The sequence below is a fragment of the Chryseobacterium sp. CG10_8 genome (assembly GCF_058117085.1).
Genome location: NZ_JBYVEB010000079.1, coordinates 1 through 15,111 on the forward strand (window position 1 = coordinate 1; position 15,111 = coordinate 15,111).

The 15,111-nt window shown below is 31.3% G+C and carries 15 protein-coding genes and 1 pseudogene; 9 read left to right on the plus strand and 7 right to left on the minus strand.

Translation table 11 applies throughout. The features are described from left to right. Window positions 1-67: 67 nt before the first annotated feature. The 3 genes from AC4AGG_RS12045 to AC4AGG_RS12055 all read right to left on the minus strand — a co-directional run bounded on the left by AC4AGG_RS12045 (window position 68) and on the right by AC4AGG_RS12055 (window position 1,407). Complete coding sequence (locus AC4AGG_RS12045) at window positions 68-676, minus strand: Crp/Fnr family transcriptional regulator (protein WP_489772256.1); 609 nt, start codon at window positions 674-676, stop codon at window positions 68-70. A gap of 38 nt (window positions 677-714) precedes the next feature. Beyond that, the gene (locus AC4AGG_RS12050) at window positions 715-1,077 is read right to left on the minus strand and encodes a tyrosine-type recombinase/integrase (protein WP_489772257.1); all 363 of its coding nucleotides are present in this window, start codon (window positions 1,075-1,077) and stop codon (window positions 715-717) included. 72 nt (window positions 1,078-1,149) lie between these two features. Further along, window positions 1,150-1,407, minus strand: a complete 258-nt coding sequence (locus AC4AGG_RS12055) for a hypothetical protein (RefSeq protein WP_489772258.1) — start codon at window positions 1,405-1,407, stop codon at window positions 1,150-1,152. Window positions 1,408-1,523: 116 nt separating this feature from the next. Here AC4AGG_RS12055 and AC4AGG_RS12060 point away from each other — a divergent pair, with 116 nt between their 5' ends. After that, a complete protein-coding gene (locus tag AC4AGG_RS12060; protein ID WP_489772259.1) occupies window positions 1,524-1,979 on the plus strand; it encodes a helix-turn-helix domain-containing protein in 456 nt (151 codons plus the stop codon). A 25-nt stretch (window positions 1,980-2,004) separates the two neighbouring features. Then, window positions 2,005-2,571: an IS630 family transposase gene (locus AC4AGG_RS12065; protein ID WP_489772269.1), complete on the plus strand. Its 567-nt coding sequence runs from the start codon at window positions 2,005-2,007 to the stop codon at window positions 2,569-2,571. Between the two features lie 274 nt (window positions 2,572-2,845). Here AC4AGG_RS12065 and AC4AGG_RS12070 read toward each other — a convergent pair whose 3' ends face one another. The 4 genes from AC4AGG_RS12070 to AC4AGG_RS12085 all read right to left on the minus strand — a co-directional run bounded on the left by AC4AGG_RS12070 (window position 2,846) and on the right by AC4AGG_RS12085 (window position 9,635). Then, complete coding sequence (locus tag AC4AGG_RS12070; RefSeq protein ID WP_489772260.1) at window positions 2,846-3,679, minus strand: glycosyltransferase; 834 nt, start codon at window positions 3,677-3,679, stop codon at window positions 2,846-2,848. A gap of 55 nt (window positions 3,680-3,734) precedes the next feature. After that, window positions 3,735-6,860, minus strand: coding sequence for a T9SS type A sorting domain-containing protein (locus AC4AGG_RS12075; RefSeq protein WP_489772261.1), 3,126 nt, complete (start codon window positions 6,858-6,860; stop codon window positions 3,735-3,737). A gap of 15 nt (window positions 6,861-6,875) precedes the next feature. Continuing rightward, the gene (locus tag AC4AGG_RS12080) at window positions 6,876-8,366 is read right to left on the minus strand and encodes a hypothetical protein (protein WP_489772262.1); all 1,491 of its coding nucleotides are present in this window, start codon (window positions 8,364-8,366) and stop codon (window positions 6,876-6,878) included. A 135-nt stretch (window positions 8,367-8,501) separates the two neighbouring features. Next, window positions 8,502-9,635: a glycosyltransferase gene (locus AC4AGG_RS12085; RefSeq protein ID WP_489772263.1), complete on the minus strand. Its 1,134-nt coding sequence runs from the start codon at window positions 9,633-9,635 to the stop codon at window positions 8,502-8,504. 176 nt (window positions 9,636-9,811) lie between these two features. On the opposite strand from AC4AGG_RS12085, the gene AC4AGG_RS12090 reads away from it, so the two are divergent. The 7 genes and pseudogenes from AC4AGG_RS12090 (at window position 9,812) to AC4AGG_RS12120 (ending at window position 14,995) form a co-directional block, all read left to right on the plus strand. After that, on the plus strand, window positions 9,812-10,108 hold the full coding sequence (locus AC4AGG_RS12090) for a hypothetical protein (RefSeq protein ID WP_489772264.1): 297 nt from the start codon (window positions 9,812-9,814) through the stop codon (window positions 10,106-10,108). Beyond that, a complete protein-coding gene (locus AC4AGG_RS12095; protein ID WP_489772265.1) occupies window positions 10,101-10,793 on the plus strand; it encodes an SDR family NAD(P)-dependent oxidoreductase in 693 nt (230 codons plus the stop codon). The genes AC4AGG_RS12090 and AC4AGG_RS12095 overlap by 8 nt, the downstream gene beginning before the upstream one ends. Beyond that, window positions 10,790-12,121 (plus strand): ANL family adenylate-forming protein, encoded by a 1,332-nt coding sequence (locus AC4AGG_RS12100; protein ID WP_489772266.1) that lies wholly within the window; start codon window positions 10,790-10,792, stop codon window positions 12,119-12,121. Before AC4AGG_RS12095 ends, AC4AGG_RS12100 begins: the two co-directional genes overlap by 4 nt. 109 nt (window positions 12,122-12,230) lie before the next feature. Then, window positions 12,231-12,719, plus strand: a complete 489-nt coding sequence (locus AC4AGG_RS12105; RefSeq protein WP_489772267.1) for an acyltransferase — start codon at window positions 12,231-12,233, stop codon at window positions 12,717-12,719. A gap of 150 nt (window positions 12,720-12,869) precedes the next feature. Beyond that, a pseudogene (locus AC4AGG_RS12110) lies at window positions 12,870-13,882 on the plus strand (IS256 family transposase); the annotation flags it as partial. A gap of 122 nt (window positions 13,883-14,004) precedes the next feature. Further along, complete coding sequence (locus tag AC4AGG_RS12115; RefSeq protein WP_489772268.1) at window positions 14,005-14,418, plus strand: helix-turn-helix domain-containing protein; 414 nt, start codon at window positions 14,005-14,007, stop codon at window positions 14,416-14,418. 193 nt (window positions 14,419-14,611) lie between these two features. Continuing rightward, window positions 14,612-14,995 (plus strand): transposase, encoded by a 384-nt coding sequence (locus tag AC4AGG_RS12120; RefSeq protein ID WP_489772270.1) that lies wholly within the window; start codon window positions 14,612-14,614, stop codon window positions 14,993-14,995. Window positions 14,996-15,111: the final 116 nt, after the last annotated feature.

Here is a 15,111-nt window from a genome sequence, read left to right on the forward strand (position 1 = left end):
TTTTCTTTTGTTTAAAATTGATAATGCAAATGTAGATTGACTGGTCGCCTCGTACCCTTAATGTATCTTAAGAAATAAAGTGTTTGGGTTTTGCAATATCATTTCTGATTTTGCTTAAATGCTCTGGCGTAATACCCAAATAAGCTGCAATCTGCGTTTGAGGAAGTCTGTTTGAAAACTGAGAATAGGTTTTTATAAATGACAAGTAACGTTCTTCTGCTGTGGAACTCATCGTTTGTAATAATCTCCTTTGAACGGAAGACAAGTGTTTTTCTAATAATTCACGAATGATGTAATTGAACTTTGGGGCTTTTTCGTAGAGTAATTTTAAATTTTCTTGATTGATTTGTAGAAGTTCGGTTTTTTCAAGTGCATCAATATTTAATTGAGAAGCTGATTTTTCTCTAAAACTTAATGCGTCAACCATTATCCAATTTTCGGCAGCAAACTGTAAAATATGTGTTGTTCCTTTGTCATCAATCATATACATACGCATACAACCCTGAAGTATAAAACTGAACTGACGACATACTTCTCCCTCTCTTAGCAAAAATTCTTTTCGTTTGTAATCCTTGTAAATAAATAATTCCTGAACAAGCTGTTTCTCGTTTTCATCGAGAGTTTCAACTTTTTCAAAATAGTCTATCAGTGGTTGATAGTGGTCTTGAATTTCCAATATTGTTATGTTTGTTTTTTCAAATTTACAAAATTTGTTTAATTGATGTATTGTTTCACCGCTTTATCCAATTCCTCGCTAATCACTTTGGCGTAAATCTGCGTAATACCAATGTCAGAATGGTCTAATAGTTTTGAAACGTATTCTATTCTCATTCCATTATTTAAAGCATTGGTTGCAAATGTATGACGACTTAAATGGAATGATAACGGAAAAGGTAATTCCATATCTTTACCTAATCTGCGTAGCTTCTGACCGCATAAAATATTCTTTGCATTGATTACGGTTGTTTGATATTCTTCGTTAGCATCAAACAAATCCACATCCTCAATAATCGGGAAAACAAAATCCGTAGGTTCTGAAATAGCTGTTTTATATTGGTTCAAAATATCGATTGCCATTTGACCTATTTTGAATTGGTGGGTTCTTCCTGTCTTGCGAATTTTTTTGGTTATGCGTTGTTCTTTCTCGTTTTAATCTTGCCATTTTAAACTCACTACATCACTAAATCTTAATCCACCGGCATACACTGAAAAAATAAACATATCCCTAAATATTTCGTCTTTTCCTGTATATTCAATTTTTAAGGTTCTTAGTTTTTTAATCTGTTTTTTGTTCAAAAATAAGCGTTTGCCTTTTTCTCTTTTTACCTTGACTTTTGAAAATGGATAAAGTCCTTCAGTTATTATATCTTCTCTTTGTGCATCCCGAAACATTACGGATAAAATCAATAATGAATAATGTATTGTTGTAGCTCCGATGTTATACCATTCAACCTTAAAAAATAGGATGATTTTTAATATCTTTGATTATACCAAAGAAAATTACAATTATCATTAGAGAAGAGATGGAATACTTACAAAAGTTGTTTTCTAAGACAGTCAAACCTTTGAAGAGAGACCGTATAAAAACACTCATCTACATCAAAAGCGGTAAGTATATCTACCAAAAAGCAATAGCCGAAAAACTGGGAAGACAGGAAGAAACAGTAGGTACTTGGATTCGGTGTTACCAAGAAGGCGGATTGGATTCATTGCTAGAGGTTAAAAGTGGAGGAAACAATACACGAACCCTTTCAGATAAAGTACTCTCAAGTATAAAAGAAAAAATAACAGACTCCAAAACAACCATCACTTCGTATGTTGAGCTAAAAGCAATTTTGGAAGAGGAATCAGGAGAAAAGATAGAATATGGAGCCCTATACTCGCATTGCAGGAGAAAGTACAAAAGCAAACTAAAAGTATCAAGAAAGTCTCATCATAAGAAAGACCCCGGCGCAGAAGCGTTTTTTAAAAAACCTTGAAGAAAAATTTAAAAAATTTAGAATTATTCTTAATAAAAATAACTACACATCTGTCAATCTTTATTTTCAAGACGAGAGTCGTTTTGGTCTGATTACCAAACAAAAACGAGTCATCACGTCCAAAGGTATAAAACCCATAGGCACCTATAAGCATAGCTACTTATACCGATGGCTTTGGGGAAGTTTTTCACCCATCACAGGAGAGAGTTTTTGTATGACCACTACTGGGGTTTGTAAAGATTTGTTTGTTAAATATCTGGAAGATTTTTCCCTGCACAAACCCAATGAACTAAAGATACTCGTGATTGATAATGCTGCTTTTCATTCTACAAAAAATGTAGAGTTGCCAGAAAACATCATTCTTTTGCCTATTCCTCCGTATTGTCCCGAACTTAACCCCGCTGAAAGGGTTTGGGAATGGATGAAGGATAAGATTGCCATGAAAATATTTGATACGTTAGGGACTTTAGAAAACAAAATAGACAGCCTTATAAAAACTGCTGAAAATGGTATCATTAAATCTTTAACAGGATATGAATTTTACTTAAATGCTTTTTATCGAGTTTTTAAAGATATATTATTGTATTGTTAAGGAATGACTACTTAGCGATAATTTATAAAAAAGGTGAGAAAAATCTCACCTTAAAACTATCGTTTTGAACATTAATCTTATTGCTGAAAAGTTGGTTTTCACCAGAGCTATTTTCCTCTTCAGATTAACACGCAAAATTTAATCATATTTCTTCAAAATGCCACCAACTATTTTTCAGTACATTACCTAAATTTCTTTTATCTATTTCTCTAAGTATGGCTAAAAATGAAGATGTTTTAATCCTAGATTTAATGTAAAAAATCAATGAAAATAATTAGTCTGAAAGATAATGATTTTTAAATATTTTATTTTTTTTTAAAAAATTAAATATTACTGGAAAATAAATAATTAATATTAATTTGAACAATAAACTTTTGTTGTCTTTGAAATTATTAACAATGTATTCGTTTATACTCTCTAATGTTATTTCTTTATTAACATCATATTTGTTTTTCACAACTTTAACTAAATTATTTTTTTTCTCTGAAGTTATCTGAGATAAAGAAATTCCATTTAATATCCTTCGGTACATAAAAAAAGGTTTGGGAAGATATTTGAACTTATGGCCTTTATGAGCTATTCTGCACCAATAATCATAATCTTCAGCGTAATCTAAATGTTCATCAAATAAGTAATTTTTTGCTATACTGCTACGAATCAAAGTAGTAACATTCAAAAAATTACCCATATATAAAAGTTTAAACTTTGAAAAACTTCCCTTTTTATAATAATATTTTTGATCACCAAAATAAATAGTATCACAATATACCAAATCATAATCTTGGTTATCTTGTAAAAATTGTATCGCATGATTAATTTGTGGTAATAACAAATCATCTGAATCTAAAAATAAGATGTATTTCCCTGTCGATAGTTCTAAACCTACATTTCTTGCTGAAGAAACCCCAGCATTTTTTTTGTTGATAAACCTTGTATGTTCCTCATTATAATCAGTTATAAATGCAACCGTTTTTTCATTATTAGAACCGTCATTCACTATAATAATCTCGTATTTTTGTGAAATGACTGACCGATGAATGCTTTCTAAACACTCCTGTATTAATTCGGTCGGAGTGTTATACAAGGGAATTATTATTGATAAGTCCATATATTAATAATAAAAACAACCAAACATTGTGTTTGGTTGTTTTCTATAAGTTTTTTTATTTTTTAACAATTTTTACTATTTGTTCAGAGTCATTTATCCTAATAAAATAAACTCCAGATTGTAAGAATGATATATTTGTTTGTTTATTCTCAAATTTACCTTCAAAAATTTTTTGTCCAGCTATGTTATAAATTTGATAAAAAATTAATTTATTATCTTTTGTTTCTATATATAAAATATCCTTTACAGGATTTGGATATAATAAAAGATTATTATTGTTTGCTTTTTCAATTACAATCTGCTTTGAAAATGTGTTGGTAGCTTGTTTACCCGTATTTAATGTTACAGGAAATGTAGGAATTGGACCTCTTTGGTTAGTATTTTCATCTTCCTGCTTAACGCATCTACAATTCATTCCAGCATAGGGATCGATATCAGAGTTTTTTACAAGAATTCTACTATAATTATCAAAACTCATATAGTTTCCTCTTCCTGTAAAAGAAGTATTTAAGGTAGAATACCAAATTCCTCCAGATAATGTATTTAGAGTGTTATTTAGTGGGTCCCCAAGAATTACACTTCTCTTACCTCTTATATATCCTTTAGTGTAATTTCCTACATTGTATAAACTACTATTAAAAAGAAATGCTACTGTTTTACCCCATCCTAAATTGAAAACACTTCCATAATAACCTGCTTCTGTATTGACAACCGTTTGACCTTCTTTTCCAGTTATTGGATCTTTAAAAAATTCAAAATTATTATTTAAACTCCAAGGCGATGTTTTTCTGCTTGTTCCACCTAAAGAACCTGTAGTAAGATCAGGAATTCTCCATCCTGCTGGACATGGATCAAAAGGAGATTTAATACTTCCACCACCCCATCTTTCAGAAAACAAACTATGATGTTCATTATCAAATAACCAGTCTGAACCTAGATTAAATTTAGTATCCGTAAAACTTGAATATTTTACAGTTGGGACCATAAATTTTAATGGATTTGTAACTGAATAAGAAAGAATTTTCTCGATTCTACCATCTATTTTATCGGAAATTAAATTACTGATGCCGTAAGGATAAGATGAAATGTTATTGGATAAAAAGGCAGCTTCTGTTAAAGTACTAGGATAAGTAACAATTCCAGTATTGTTAGTGCTCCCTAAATAAATAGTATATCCAGACCCTGAAATATTTTTGAAAACAGGTATAGGATCTTTTCTACCCCACTGATAATGTAATCCTTGGGATTTATCTACCAAAGAAGCATTATAAGTATTAGGCACAGCTTCCGTTGCTCCTAAATTCCTATCCATGATTTTAGTTTTCATAATATTTCCATATTGTGTATAATTTATGTAATTATTTGTGGGAATAGGTGTGTCATTTAAATAAGTAACAAAACTTACTGGGTTATTCGTTACCCAAATATGCCAACTCCAATAAACTGGATTGCTTATTGAACCATTATGTAGTGTAACTACTGCATTTCCAGATTGATTGGCATTAATTATTACATTTATTAGTCCTTCTTTTGTTGATGGACTTGTTATGTTTAATTGAGTAATTAAACTAGGGTTATCTGTCCATAATACATTTGCTTTTAAATCATTAAAACTTGAAGAGTTCAATATTTGAGTGTTTCCTAAATAATTACTTTGCACAGAAAAAGCCTTGCTCACAGGTATTGCAATTGTTTGACTAGTTGTAGATTTAGTTGTCATATAACTGTTAGGATTATCTATACCGACCATATATATATCATTTTCTTTTATAAAATCTGTAGGAAAATCATAATTGTTTTTGACAAATAAAGGATCTTTTATACATCTACAACCAAGGGCTCTATTGGTTGTTAATCCTTGCATAGGAAAATAATTGTATAACCCATATACATTTGGATAATTAGAAGCGTCAGGCTTATAATTATTTACTATTTGAGATGCATCAGGTATTAGCCTAAGTGCACGAGCTGTAGTAGACCATGGTAAATTATTAGCGTCCCACATACTCATTGTTGCTGTCCATAGATAAGTTTCGTGTTGATCACTATATTGGCCTGAATGCTCCCTTCGGTCTATCATCCCAGTTCCAGGATATACTCCCATATTGTTCCCTCCAACAGAACTCATATCAAATCCAAACTGAGGGTATACTTTAATTCCTTGTAGATAGGTTGATAATGTTGAATTACCTGGCTTTATATTTGAAACTCCAGAAACATTATTATAAATAGAATAATAAGGTGTATTTGTTTTAACGCCAAATGGAGAATAATCTACTCTTACTTTATTCGTTGCATGAGCAACTAACATTGATGGGATTCTCCAACCATTTGGACATGGATCGTAAGAGGATTTATTTCTATAAGGTTTTGCACTTAAAGGATCATTGAAATTTTCAACGATATTACTATCTACATCTCCTTGAGAATTATCAGACCATAAGTTCACTTTACTTAATTCAAATGTTTGTAAACCGTTAACGCTTCCAAACCAGTTAACATCCGAATATATACCATTTGCATTATTATAAAATGCTTGCGTGTTGGTTCCATCTTGATTTACATAGATTAAGCTCGCAGGGTTTTTAATTGATAAACGTAAATTATCAGTAATGTTAGCATTAGATTGGCTAACAAATTTTGTTAAACTTTCAATTTTCAAATATCCTGCTGTTTTTGTCATTGCATTTCGATGAATAACTTTCCCAATTTTCCCAGTAATTTGATAAAACCCATTTCCTTTTGTTACTAAAGGCGGAATTGGATCTTTTCTACCCCATTGATATAAAAGTCCTCCATTCTTATTCCAGTCTTTACCATTAATGGTACTTCCAACTGCTCCTAAATTTCTATCCATCCAACCCCAATCTTCATTAGCAATATTCTCAATAGTCCCATCTGAAAGTTCTCTTTTTAATTCATCGAAACTTTTATATATCGTACCGTTAGTCGGATCATCCGTTGCCCATACATGCCATGACCAAAATATTTCTCCATTAATCCTATAAGCAATTACAGCATTTCCCTTTTTGACTGTATTAATTGGAACTTTAATTTTAGCATTTTCTCCAGTGCCTATAATTGGTAAAGAATAATCTGTACCAGCTTTGATTAACCCCATGTTGTCTTCCCATAAAACATCAGCTGTAACGGGTCCATTAGGAACCCCTGCACCTCCCATATATTTCCCATTATTTCACATTGCATACGCTTTCTTCACGGGGATATAAATTCCGTCTACACTGTTTCCATTTTTATCTTTACCAGTAAATATATAGCTATTGGGAGCTTTAGTCCAATCTACTACATTGTTGTCTGATATTGCATCTGCATTTACGCTAAAACATCCTCCTGCACATTCAGATGTGTCATCATATGCCGTCGTTGTTCCAAAAATACCTGTGTATTTTATGAATTTTGAAATTTCTTTTTCAACATCTGCAAGTGATCGAACGGATTGGGACGAACTTGTAATATTATTTCTTAATGCTCCCATTCCATACAATGTCATCACTGGTGTATTTGAAATAAATAGTTGCTCGGATCCTGGTCCTCTTCTCCCTCCACCTTGGTCATTTCCATAACCAAAAAATAGACTTCCATAATTACTATAGCCTGTAAGATTAATATAAGTACCATTACTTTTATAAACCCTAAAACCTGTTGTTACACTCGAAACTAATACTACTGGTTCCTGATCAGTGATAAAATCAGTCAATTTTTGGTATATGGTATTATAAGTGTTAAAATATCTACTTTGTAGTGAATTTGGATTTTTAAAATCATGATAGCCAGGACCGTTAGGATCGCCAGGCCATTGGCTAAATTTTATTAAAAAGCCATTTATAGAAAATTTTCCAGCAAAAATATAAACAGGATCATCATAACTATACAAGTATGGAGTCGGATGCCCAGCCATTTCTTTATAAATAAATTTTGGGGTGGAAGCAATTGTATCAGTTATTGCACCTTGATTCAATAGTTTAACAGCTTTTGCACCATTTGCATCAGTTTGTATAGGTAACGGATATTTTGGAGAAAAAACTACATTGTCCAACTTATTATTCATTGATACATTAGAAAGTTTATTCCATGCATGTACTGAGGTTACACGGTCTTTTACACCCGTTACATTTCCATTAACATCTTTTATTAAAGTGCTTTCTTTTTTAGGGGTAAGAAGAATGGTATATTCGTTCTCATCCAAGTCGCAACTAGTGGCTGTATAATCACCAAATTTGTAGTGCCTAATGGTTTTATCCCAAGATATAGAACTCCAATTATTAATATTAGTATTTGAAGTTAATTCAATTTTTAAATTGTAAGAGCTTAATACGGAAGCAGGTAATTCAAACCTAGCAGTTAAATTTTCATTGTACTGATTATATGAGTAAAGTGTTTTACACCAACCAGTACTCCAATTACCTTGTGAATCAATGTATTTGATGCTCAACTTTACATTGTCTGCAGTAAAAGGTTTAATTAATTTTCCACTTACAACGACTAATCCTTTCTGGTTAATTGTTTGATTAAGTGAAAATCCTGGATCTAGAAGATATGAATAGGTTGTTACATCATTAGCGAATATTTTTATATACCCACTTGTTGTATATTCATAACCATAAATGTTGGATGAAAATAAAAAAGTAATCATCCAAACAAAGCTCATAATAAAATTTTTGTTCATAAATGTGTTTTTTAGTTGAAAAAAAGTGATATAAATTTAAAAAAAAATTATCAAAAAACAAAAATTATTAGTAAATTATTTCTTAATTACACTGTAATGTTTTATTTACAGATAAATACTTTGATTTACTTATTATCAAAAGTTATTAAGTACAAATTTCCATTTGGCTAATATTTCTTCTTTGTTCCATTTTTTTGCTTCCTCATGTGATGATTTCATAAGCTCTGATAGAATTTTTGGATTTTGGATAAGCAAATTTAGTTTATCTTTAAACGTGTGCTTATCTCTTAAAGGGATTAAAAACCCGTTCTTCTCATTTAGTATTTCTGAGGGTCCTGTTGGGCAATCATAACTGACCAAAACGTTACTACAAAACATCGCCTCTATAAGAGTAGTTGGTAAACCTTCAGAAAGTGAAGTCATACAAAATATTTTTGACTTTTTATAATATTCAAGCATTTGATCTGATGAAATACTTCCTACAAAAAATAAGTTGGGAATATTTAATTTCTTTGCATATTTTTCAATTTCATTTGCTTCTATACCTGTTCCTGCAATGGTTATTTTCCAATCTGAAGGGAGTTTAGCTTCGTGAACAATATCTAAAAATTCCTTAACATTTTTCTCTGGATCTAATCGGCTTGCTAATAATATTCTATTTTCTTTTTTTTCAATATTAAATTCACAATTTTCAAATTGATCCCCAATAATATTTGGTATTTTAATGAGGTTAGAGTTAAGATTTTTGTAAAAATTTACTGAATTATCAGTCAAGCAAATGATTCCTTTCAATTTCTTATATCTTTTGCGCAACATATTAAAATAAATAACCCCACCCGTTTTATGATTTATGTGTTCCCAGGCAATTGTTTTAGAATGTGCCTCAGTAAATGTTAAATAAGTTGAGAGTTTATACCAGCAAGTAAAAATTGTATCATATTCTTTGTGATTTTCTTCTATCCATTTACGAAGGATTTTATAGCAACCATAGTCATAAGCATAATACACAATTTTTTGAAGCGCACCTCTTATAAAAGACTTTTTGTTAAGTTTGCTAAAAGTTCTAAAATATTTCGTATCAAACGAATTGATATAAATCTTTTTCACTCTAGAGTCAATAGGGAAAAAATCTTGGTGAGGGTTCATCAAAAATAAGACTGTTACATCGTATCCATTTTCCACCAAAGATTTGCTAATATGAGATATTGATTTTGATATCCCACCTTGTTTAATATTTTGATAGTATATAAAGAGAATTTTTTTTTTCATTACATTACATTGCTTATTTTTTTGCTCAAATATAACAAATCAGTCCTAATTTATACCTCTAATTTCATTTATGATTTTTTATTATATTTTTCATTTCGATTATTATTTTTTTATTTTGATTTCGTCATATTTTTGTATACATCAAAATAATTATATTTGCAAAAAGTATTCAATTCATGAAATTAGACGATATTCAAAAAATAGTTTTAACTGCCCTACAAGACTTTACAGAAAATAATGGTATTGAGACACCAGAAGAACTTTCATTAAAACAAAGATTGATTGGTTCAAGCGGAATTTTTGATTCCATGGATTTGGTTAATTTTTTGGTAGATCTTGAAGAGGAGCTTGAAGAAAAATATGACAAATCCTTCAGTTTACAAGACGAAAGGGCGATGTCAAGAAGTCATAGTCCATTTATAAACGCTGAAGAACTTTCAAAATTTATCATTGAAATTAATGATGATGAATAAAACAATTTTTATCACTGGGAACAGAAAAGGAATTGGATTCCATTTAACAGAATATTATATTGATAAAGGTTATAACGTAATTGGTTGTAGCCGTTCAGATACCGAATATCAAAATTCTAAATATCATCACTTTATTTGTGATGTAACGGACGAGAAAAGTGTTAAAGCAACAGTAAAAGAAGCAAAGAAACTCTTTGGAAACATAGATGTGCTTATTAATAATGCTGGGATTGCCTCACTAAATCATTCAATGCTTACCCCTGGTTCTACAGTAAAAAAAGTTTTTGAGACTAATTTTTATGGGAGTTTCTTTTTTTCGAGAGAATGTGCCAAAGTTATGAAAAATAAGGGAGGTAGAATTGTAAATTTTTCAACGGTTGCAGTACCAATGAATTTAGAAGGAGAATTGGTTTATGCTTCTTCAAAGTCTGCAATAGAGAAAATGACAAAAATAATGGCAAAAGAACTTGCACATTTTAAAATTACCGTAAATGCAATAGGACCGTCTCCAGTTTATACAGATTTAATAAAAGTCGTGCCGAAAGTCAAAGTGGATGAACTTCTCAAAAAACAATCTATTCAAAGACTTGGAACTTTTTCTGATGTTGAAAATGTGATTGATTTTTTTATTTCAGAAAAAAGTGATTTTATTACAGGTCAAATTATATATCTTGGTGGTTTATGAAAATATCTACTTTTGCTTCCTATGAAGGAATTGCTTTAACAGAAGAAAATGGAAGTTACTCTTACAAAGAACTCTTTTCTAAAATAGAATTCTTTAAGAGTGAATTAAAAAACTCCATTGAGCAAGGGGATGTTGTTTGTATTAATTCAGATTATAATTTTAATAGTATTGCAATTTTTTTTGCTCTATCCGAAATGCAATGCATCATTGTTCCAATTGTTCCAACAACCCAAAAGGAATTTGAAAGTAAGATTTCTGCATCATTTGTAAACAAAATAATTTATTTAGAAAAGGAAACATTAATTGTTAAAAAAAATGATGTTTTAAATCAAAGTATTCCAGTAGACTATAAGAACCTATTTGACAAAAATAATACGGGGTTAGTACTTTTCTCAAGTGGTACTACAGGAGTTCCAAAAGTAATGGTTCATAATTTAAATGAAGTTCTTAATAGTTTTAAAACCCCTGCAAAAACAAAAAGACTTAACTTTTTATTGTTTCTTTTGTTTGATCATATTGGGGGAATAAATACACTTTTAAATTGTCTCAATAATGGTTCAGAAGTAACAATCCCTTCAGACCGAAATCCAGATAACATCCTGCAATTAATTCAAAATAAGAAAGTTCAAATTTTGCCAACCACTCCAACATTCTTGAACCTTATGTTGATGACAGAAAATTTTGAAAAGTACAATCTTTCATCCTTGAAAATGATTACTTACGGAACGGAAAGAATGCCACAAACACTTTTGGATAGATTGAAAAACAGAATCCCTCATGTTAAGTTTTTACAAACTTTTGGAACCAGTGAAACAGGAATAATGAAAACGGAGAGCAAATCTTCTAAAAGTCTTTTCTTCAAAATTATAGATCCTGATTATCAATATAAAATTATTGATAATCAATTGTTTCTCAAATCTAAAAATCAAATTAGAGGATATGTTAATCAAAAAAGTGAACAATTTACCGAGGATCAATGGTTTGCTACAGGTGACATCGTTGAAACAGACAGTGACGGTTACATTAAAATTATTGGAAGAATCAATAATGTAATTAATGTAGGAGGACTTAAAGTTTTACCTAAAGAAGTTGAAGAGGTGATAAATGAAATCGATGGAGTCTTAGATTCAACAGTTTATGCAAAGAAGAGTGTTATTACAGGACAAATGGTATGTGCAGATATTGTTGTCTCTGAGGATTTGGATGCTTCAAATATTAAGAAAATGGTTATGGATAGATGCAAATCAAAGTTGGAAAAATATAAAGTTCCTAGCAAAATTACGGTATCAAATTCATTATCTTATTCAAATCGTTTTAAAAAAATATAAAAAATAGGGAAAGATGAAATACTATTTTTACAGACTTGTGTTGTTTATCCATACATTTTTTGAAAGATTATATATGAAGTCCTATATTTATATATGTAAAAGTCAAGGCATGAAATTAGGCAAAGAAGTAAAAATCTTTGAAAGAGTCTATTTTGGTTCAGAGCCGTATTTAGTTGAGATTGGGGATTATACACAAATTGCAGGCGGTACGCGATTGATTAATCATGGAGGCACTACAAAAACACTCCGTCGTTTAGAAGGGTTGGAAGATGTAAGAATTTTTGGAAGAATTAAAATAGGTAAAAACTGTACCATTGGATCCAATTGCATTATTCAGCAAGATGTAGAAATTGGTGATAATTGTATTCTGGGAGCAAGTTCTGTCTTAACGCATTCAATGCCTTCTAATTCAGTTTTCTCAGGTAATCCTGCTCGTTTTGTTTGTACAACAGAACAATATGGAGAGTCGATTTTAGAAAATAATACAATTTACCCAAGAGAACTGGAAAATAATCGCAAAGAGCTTAATAAATGGTTGAAGGAAAATCTTCCATATAAATATAAACCAGTTAAAACTTATAAGCATAAGTCAAATTAATAAAAAAAGGTAGTATTTCATTAACTGTGTAAGTTGAAAAGTTATTCTGAAAAATTTTGAGCCCTCAAAGCTCAAAAAATTTTTCGGAAACCTAACGAAATGGTTCGGCGTAGCCAAATAACTTTTTACTATTTTAAATTTTATACAGTTATGATTGACAAAGAAGAATTATTAAACAACAAAGATTTCTACAAATCTTTTAAGAATGGAGAAGATTTAACCTCATTCTTTAAACAAATGTACAAACGAGCAGTGGAACACATGCTCGAAGCTGAACTCGATGCTCATCTTGACAACGAGAAACACGAAAAAACCACCACGGGGAACTATCGTAATGGGCATGGAACCAAGAAGATAAAATCCTCTTTCGGTGAATCTGAAATCAAGGTTCCCAGAGATAGAGAAAGTAGTTTTGAGCCGACTTTGGTACCTAAAGACATAATATTATTGAAGGTTTAGAGAATATTATCATCTCGTTTTATGCCAAAGGAATGAGCGTGAGTGATATTGAGGAACAAATCCGTGAGATGTACGATTTTGAGGTGTCTACTTCCACCATTTCCAGAATTACCAATGCAGTGGCAAACGAAGTAATGAGTTGGCAGAACAGACCTTTAGAAGAGCTTTATCTGATTGTTTGGATGGATGGAATTGTGTTTAAAGTTAGAGAAAACTCGAAAGTTATCAATAAAACCATCTATTTGGCGGTAGGTTTAAACCGTGATGGTAAAAAAGAAGTTCTAGGGATGTGGCTCGGAAAGAACGAAAGTTCCAGCTTTTGGATGAGTGTTCTAACCGATTTAAAAGCTCGAGGAGTGGAAGATATTTTGATTGCAGCTACCGATAACCTCAATGGATTTACCCAGACTATTAGCTCGGTTTTCCCTCAGTCCCAAACCCAAATCTGTGTGGTTCATCAAATTAGAAACGCCTGTAAATATGTGGTTTGGAAAGACAGAAAAGATTTTACTGCCGATATGAAGCATATCTACAACGCTCCAAATAAACAGGCGGCAGAAGCAGCTCTGAATGATTTTGCACAAAAATGGGAGTCCAAATATGCGTATGCGATAAAGTCTTGGCGTGACAATTGGGACGAGCTGACCATGTTTTTTGACTTTCCTTTGGAAATCCGTAAAATCATTTATACAACCAATTTAATACCATTCAACCTTAAAAAATAGGATAATTTTTAATATCTTTGATTATACCAAAGAAAATTACAATTATCATTAGAGAAGAGATAGAATACTTACAAAAGTTGTTTTCCAAGACAGTTAAACCCTTGAAGAGAGACCGTATAAAAACACTGATCTACATCAAAAGCGGTAAGTATATCTACCAAAAAGCAATAGCGGAAAAACTTAGAAGACAAGAAGAAACAGTAGGTACTTGGATTCGGTGTTACCAACAAGGCGGATTGGATTCATTGCTAGAAGTTAAAAGTGGAGGAAACAATACACGAACCCTTTCAGATAAAGTACTCTCAAGTATAAAAGAAAAAATCACAGACCCCAAAACAACCATCACTTCGTATGTTGAGCTAAAAGCAATTTTGGAAGAGGAATCGGGAGAAAAGATAGAATATGGAGCCCTATACTCGCATTGCAGGAGAAAGTACAAAAGCAAACTAAAAGTATCAAGAAAGTCTCATCATAAGAAAGACCCCGACGCAGAAGCGTTTTTTAAAAAACCTTGAAGAAAAATTTAAAAAATTTAGAATTATTCTTAATAAAAATAACTACACTTCTGTCAATCTTTATTTTCAAGACGAAAGTCGTTTTGGTCTGATTACCAAACAAAAACGAGTCATCACGTCCAAAGGTATAAAACCCATAGGCACCTATAAGCATAGCTACTTATACCGATGGCTTTGAGGCAGTTTTTCACCCATCACAGGAGAGAGTTTTTGTATGACCACTACTGGGGTTTGTAAAGATTTGTTTGTTAAATATCTGGAAGATTTTTCCCTGCACAAACCCAATGAACTAAAGATACTCGTGATTGATAATGCTGCTTTTCATTCTACAAAAAACGTAGAGTTGCCGGAAAACATCATTCTTTTTCCTATTCCTCCGTATTGTCCCGAACTTAACCCCGCTGAAAGGGTTTGGGAGTGGATGAAGGATAAGATTGCCATGAAAATATTTGATACGTTAGGGACTTTAGAAAACAAAATAGACAGCCTTATAAAAACTGCTGAAAATGGTATCATTAAATCTTTAACAGGATATGAATTTTACTTAAATGCTTTTCATCGAGTTTTTAAAGGTTAAATGGTGTTAGGAAATTTTTTTGGATAGGTCGAGAGGGTAATTCCATAGTTTATCGAACCGTTTTCTTCGCTTTTTGATGAGTAATATTTTGACTTTTAGTCCAGTGTTTATTTTTT

Bases quoted from the DNA above. Each gene is read 5' to 3' on its own strand.
- AC4AGG_RS12075 (WP_489772261.1), bottom strand. From the start codon at position 6,860: ATGGGAGGTGCAGGGGTTCCTAATGGACCCGTTACAGCTGATGTTTTA.
- AC4AGG_RS12050 (WP_489772257.1), bottom strand. From the start codon at position 1,077: ATGGCAATCGATATTTTGAACCAATATAAAACAGCTATTTCAGAACCT.
- AC4AGG_RS12085 (WP_489772263.1), bottom strand. From the start codon at position 9,635: ATGAAAAAAAAAATTCTCTTTATATACTATCAAAATATTAAACAAGGT.
- AC4AGG_RS12100 (WP_489772266.1), top strand. From the start codon at position 10,790: ATGAAAATATCTACTTTTGCTTCCTATGAAGGAATTGCTTTAACAGAA.
- AC4AGG_RS12090 (WP_489772264.1), top strand. From the start codon at position 9,812: ATGAAATTAGACGATATTCAAAAAATAGTTTTAACTGCCCTACAAGAC.
- AC4AGG_RS12080 (WP_489772262.1), bottom strand. From the start codon at position 8,366: ATGAACAAAAATTTTATTATGAGCTTTGTTTGGATGATTACTTTTTTA.
- AC4AGG_RS12070 (WP_489772260.1), bottom strand. From the start codon at position 3,679: ATGGACTTATCAATAATAATTCCCTTGTATAACACTCCGACCGAATTA.
- AC4AGG_RS12105 (WP_489772267.1), top strand. From the start codon at position 12,231: ATGAAATTAGGCAAAGAAGTAAAAATCTTTGAAAGAGTCTATTTTGGT.
- AC4AGG_RS12095 (WP_489772265.1), top strand. From the start codon at position 10,101: ATGAATAAAACAATTTTTATCACTGGGAACAGAAAAGGAATTGGATTC.
- AC4AGG_RS12060 (WP_489772259.1), top strand. From the start codon at position 1,524: ATGGAATACTTACAAAAGTTGTTTTCTAAGACAGTCAAACCTTTGAAG.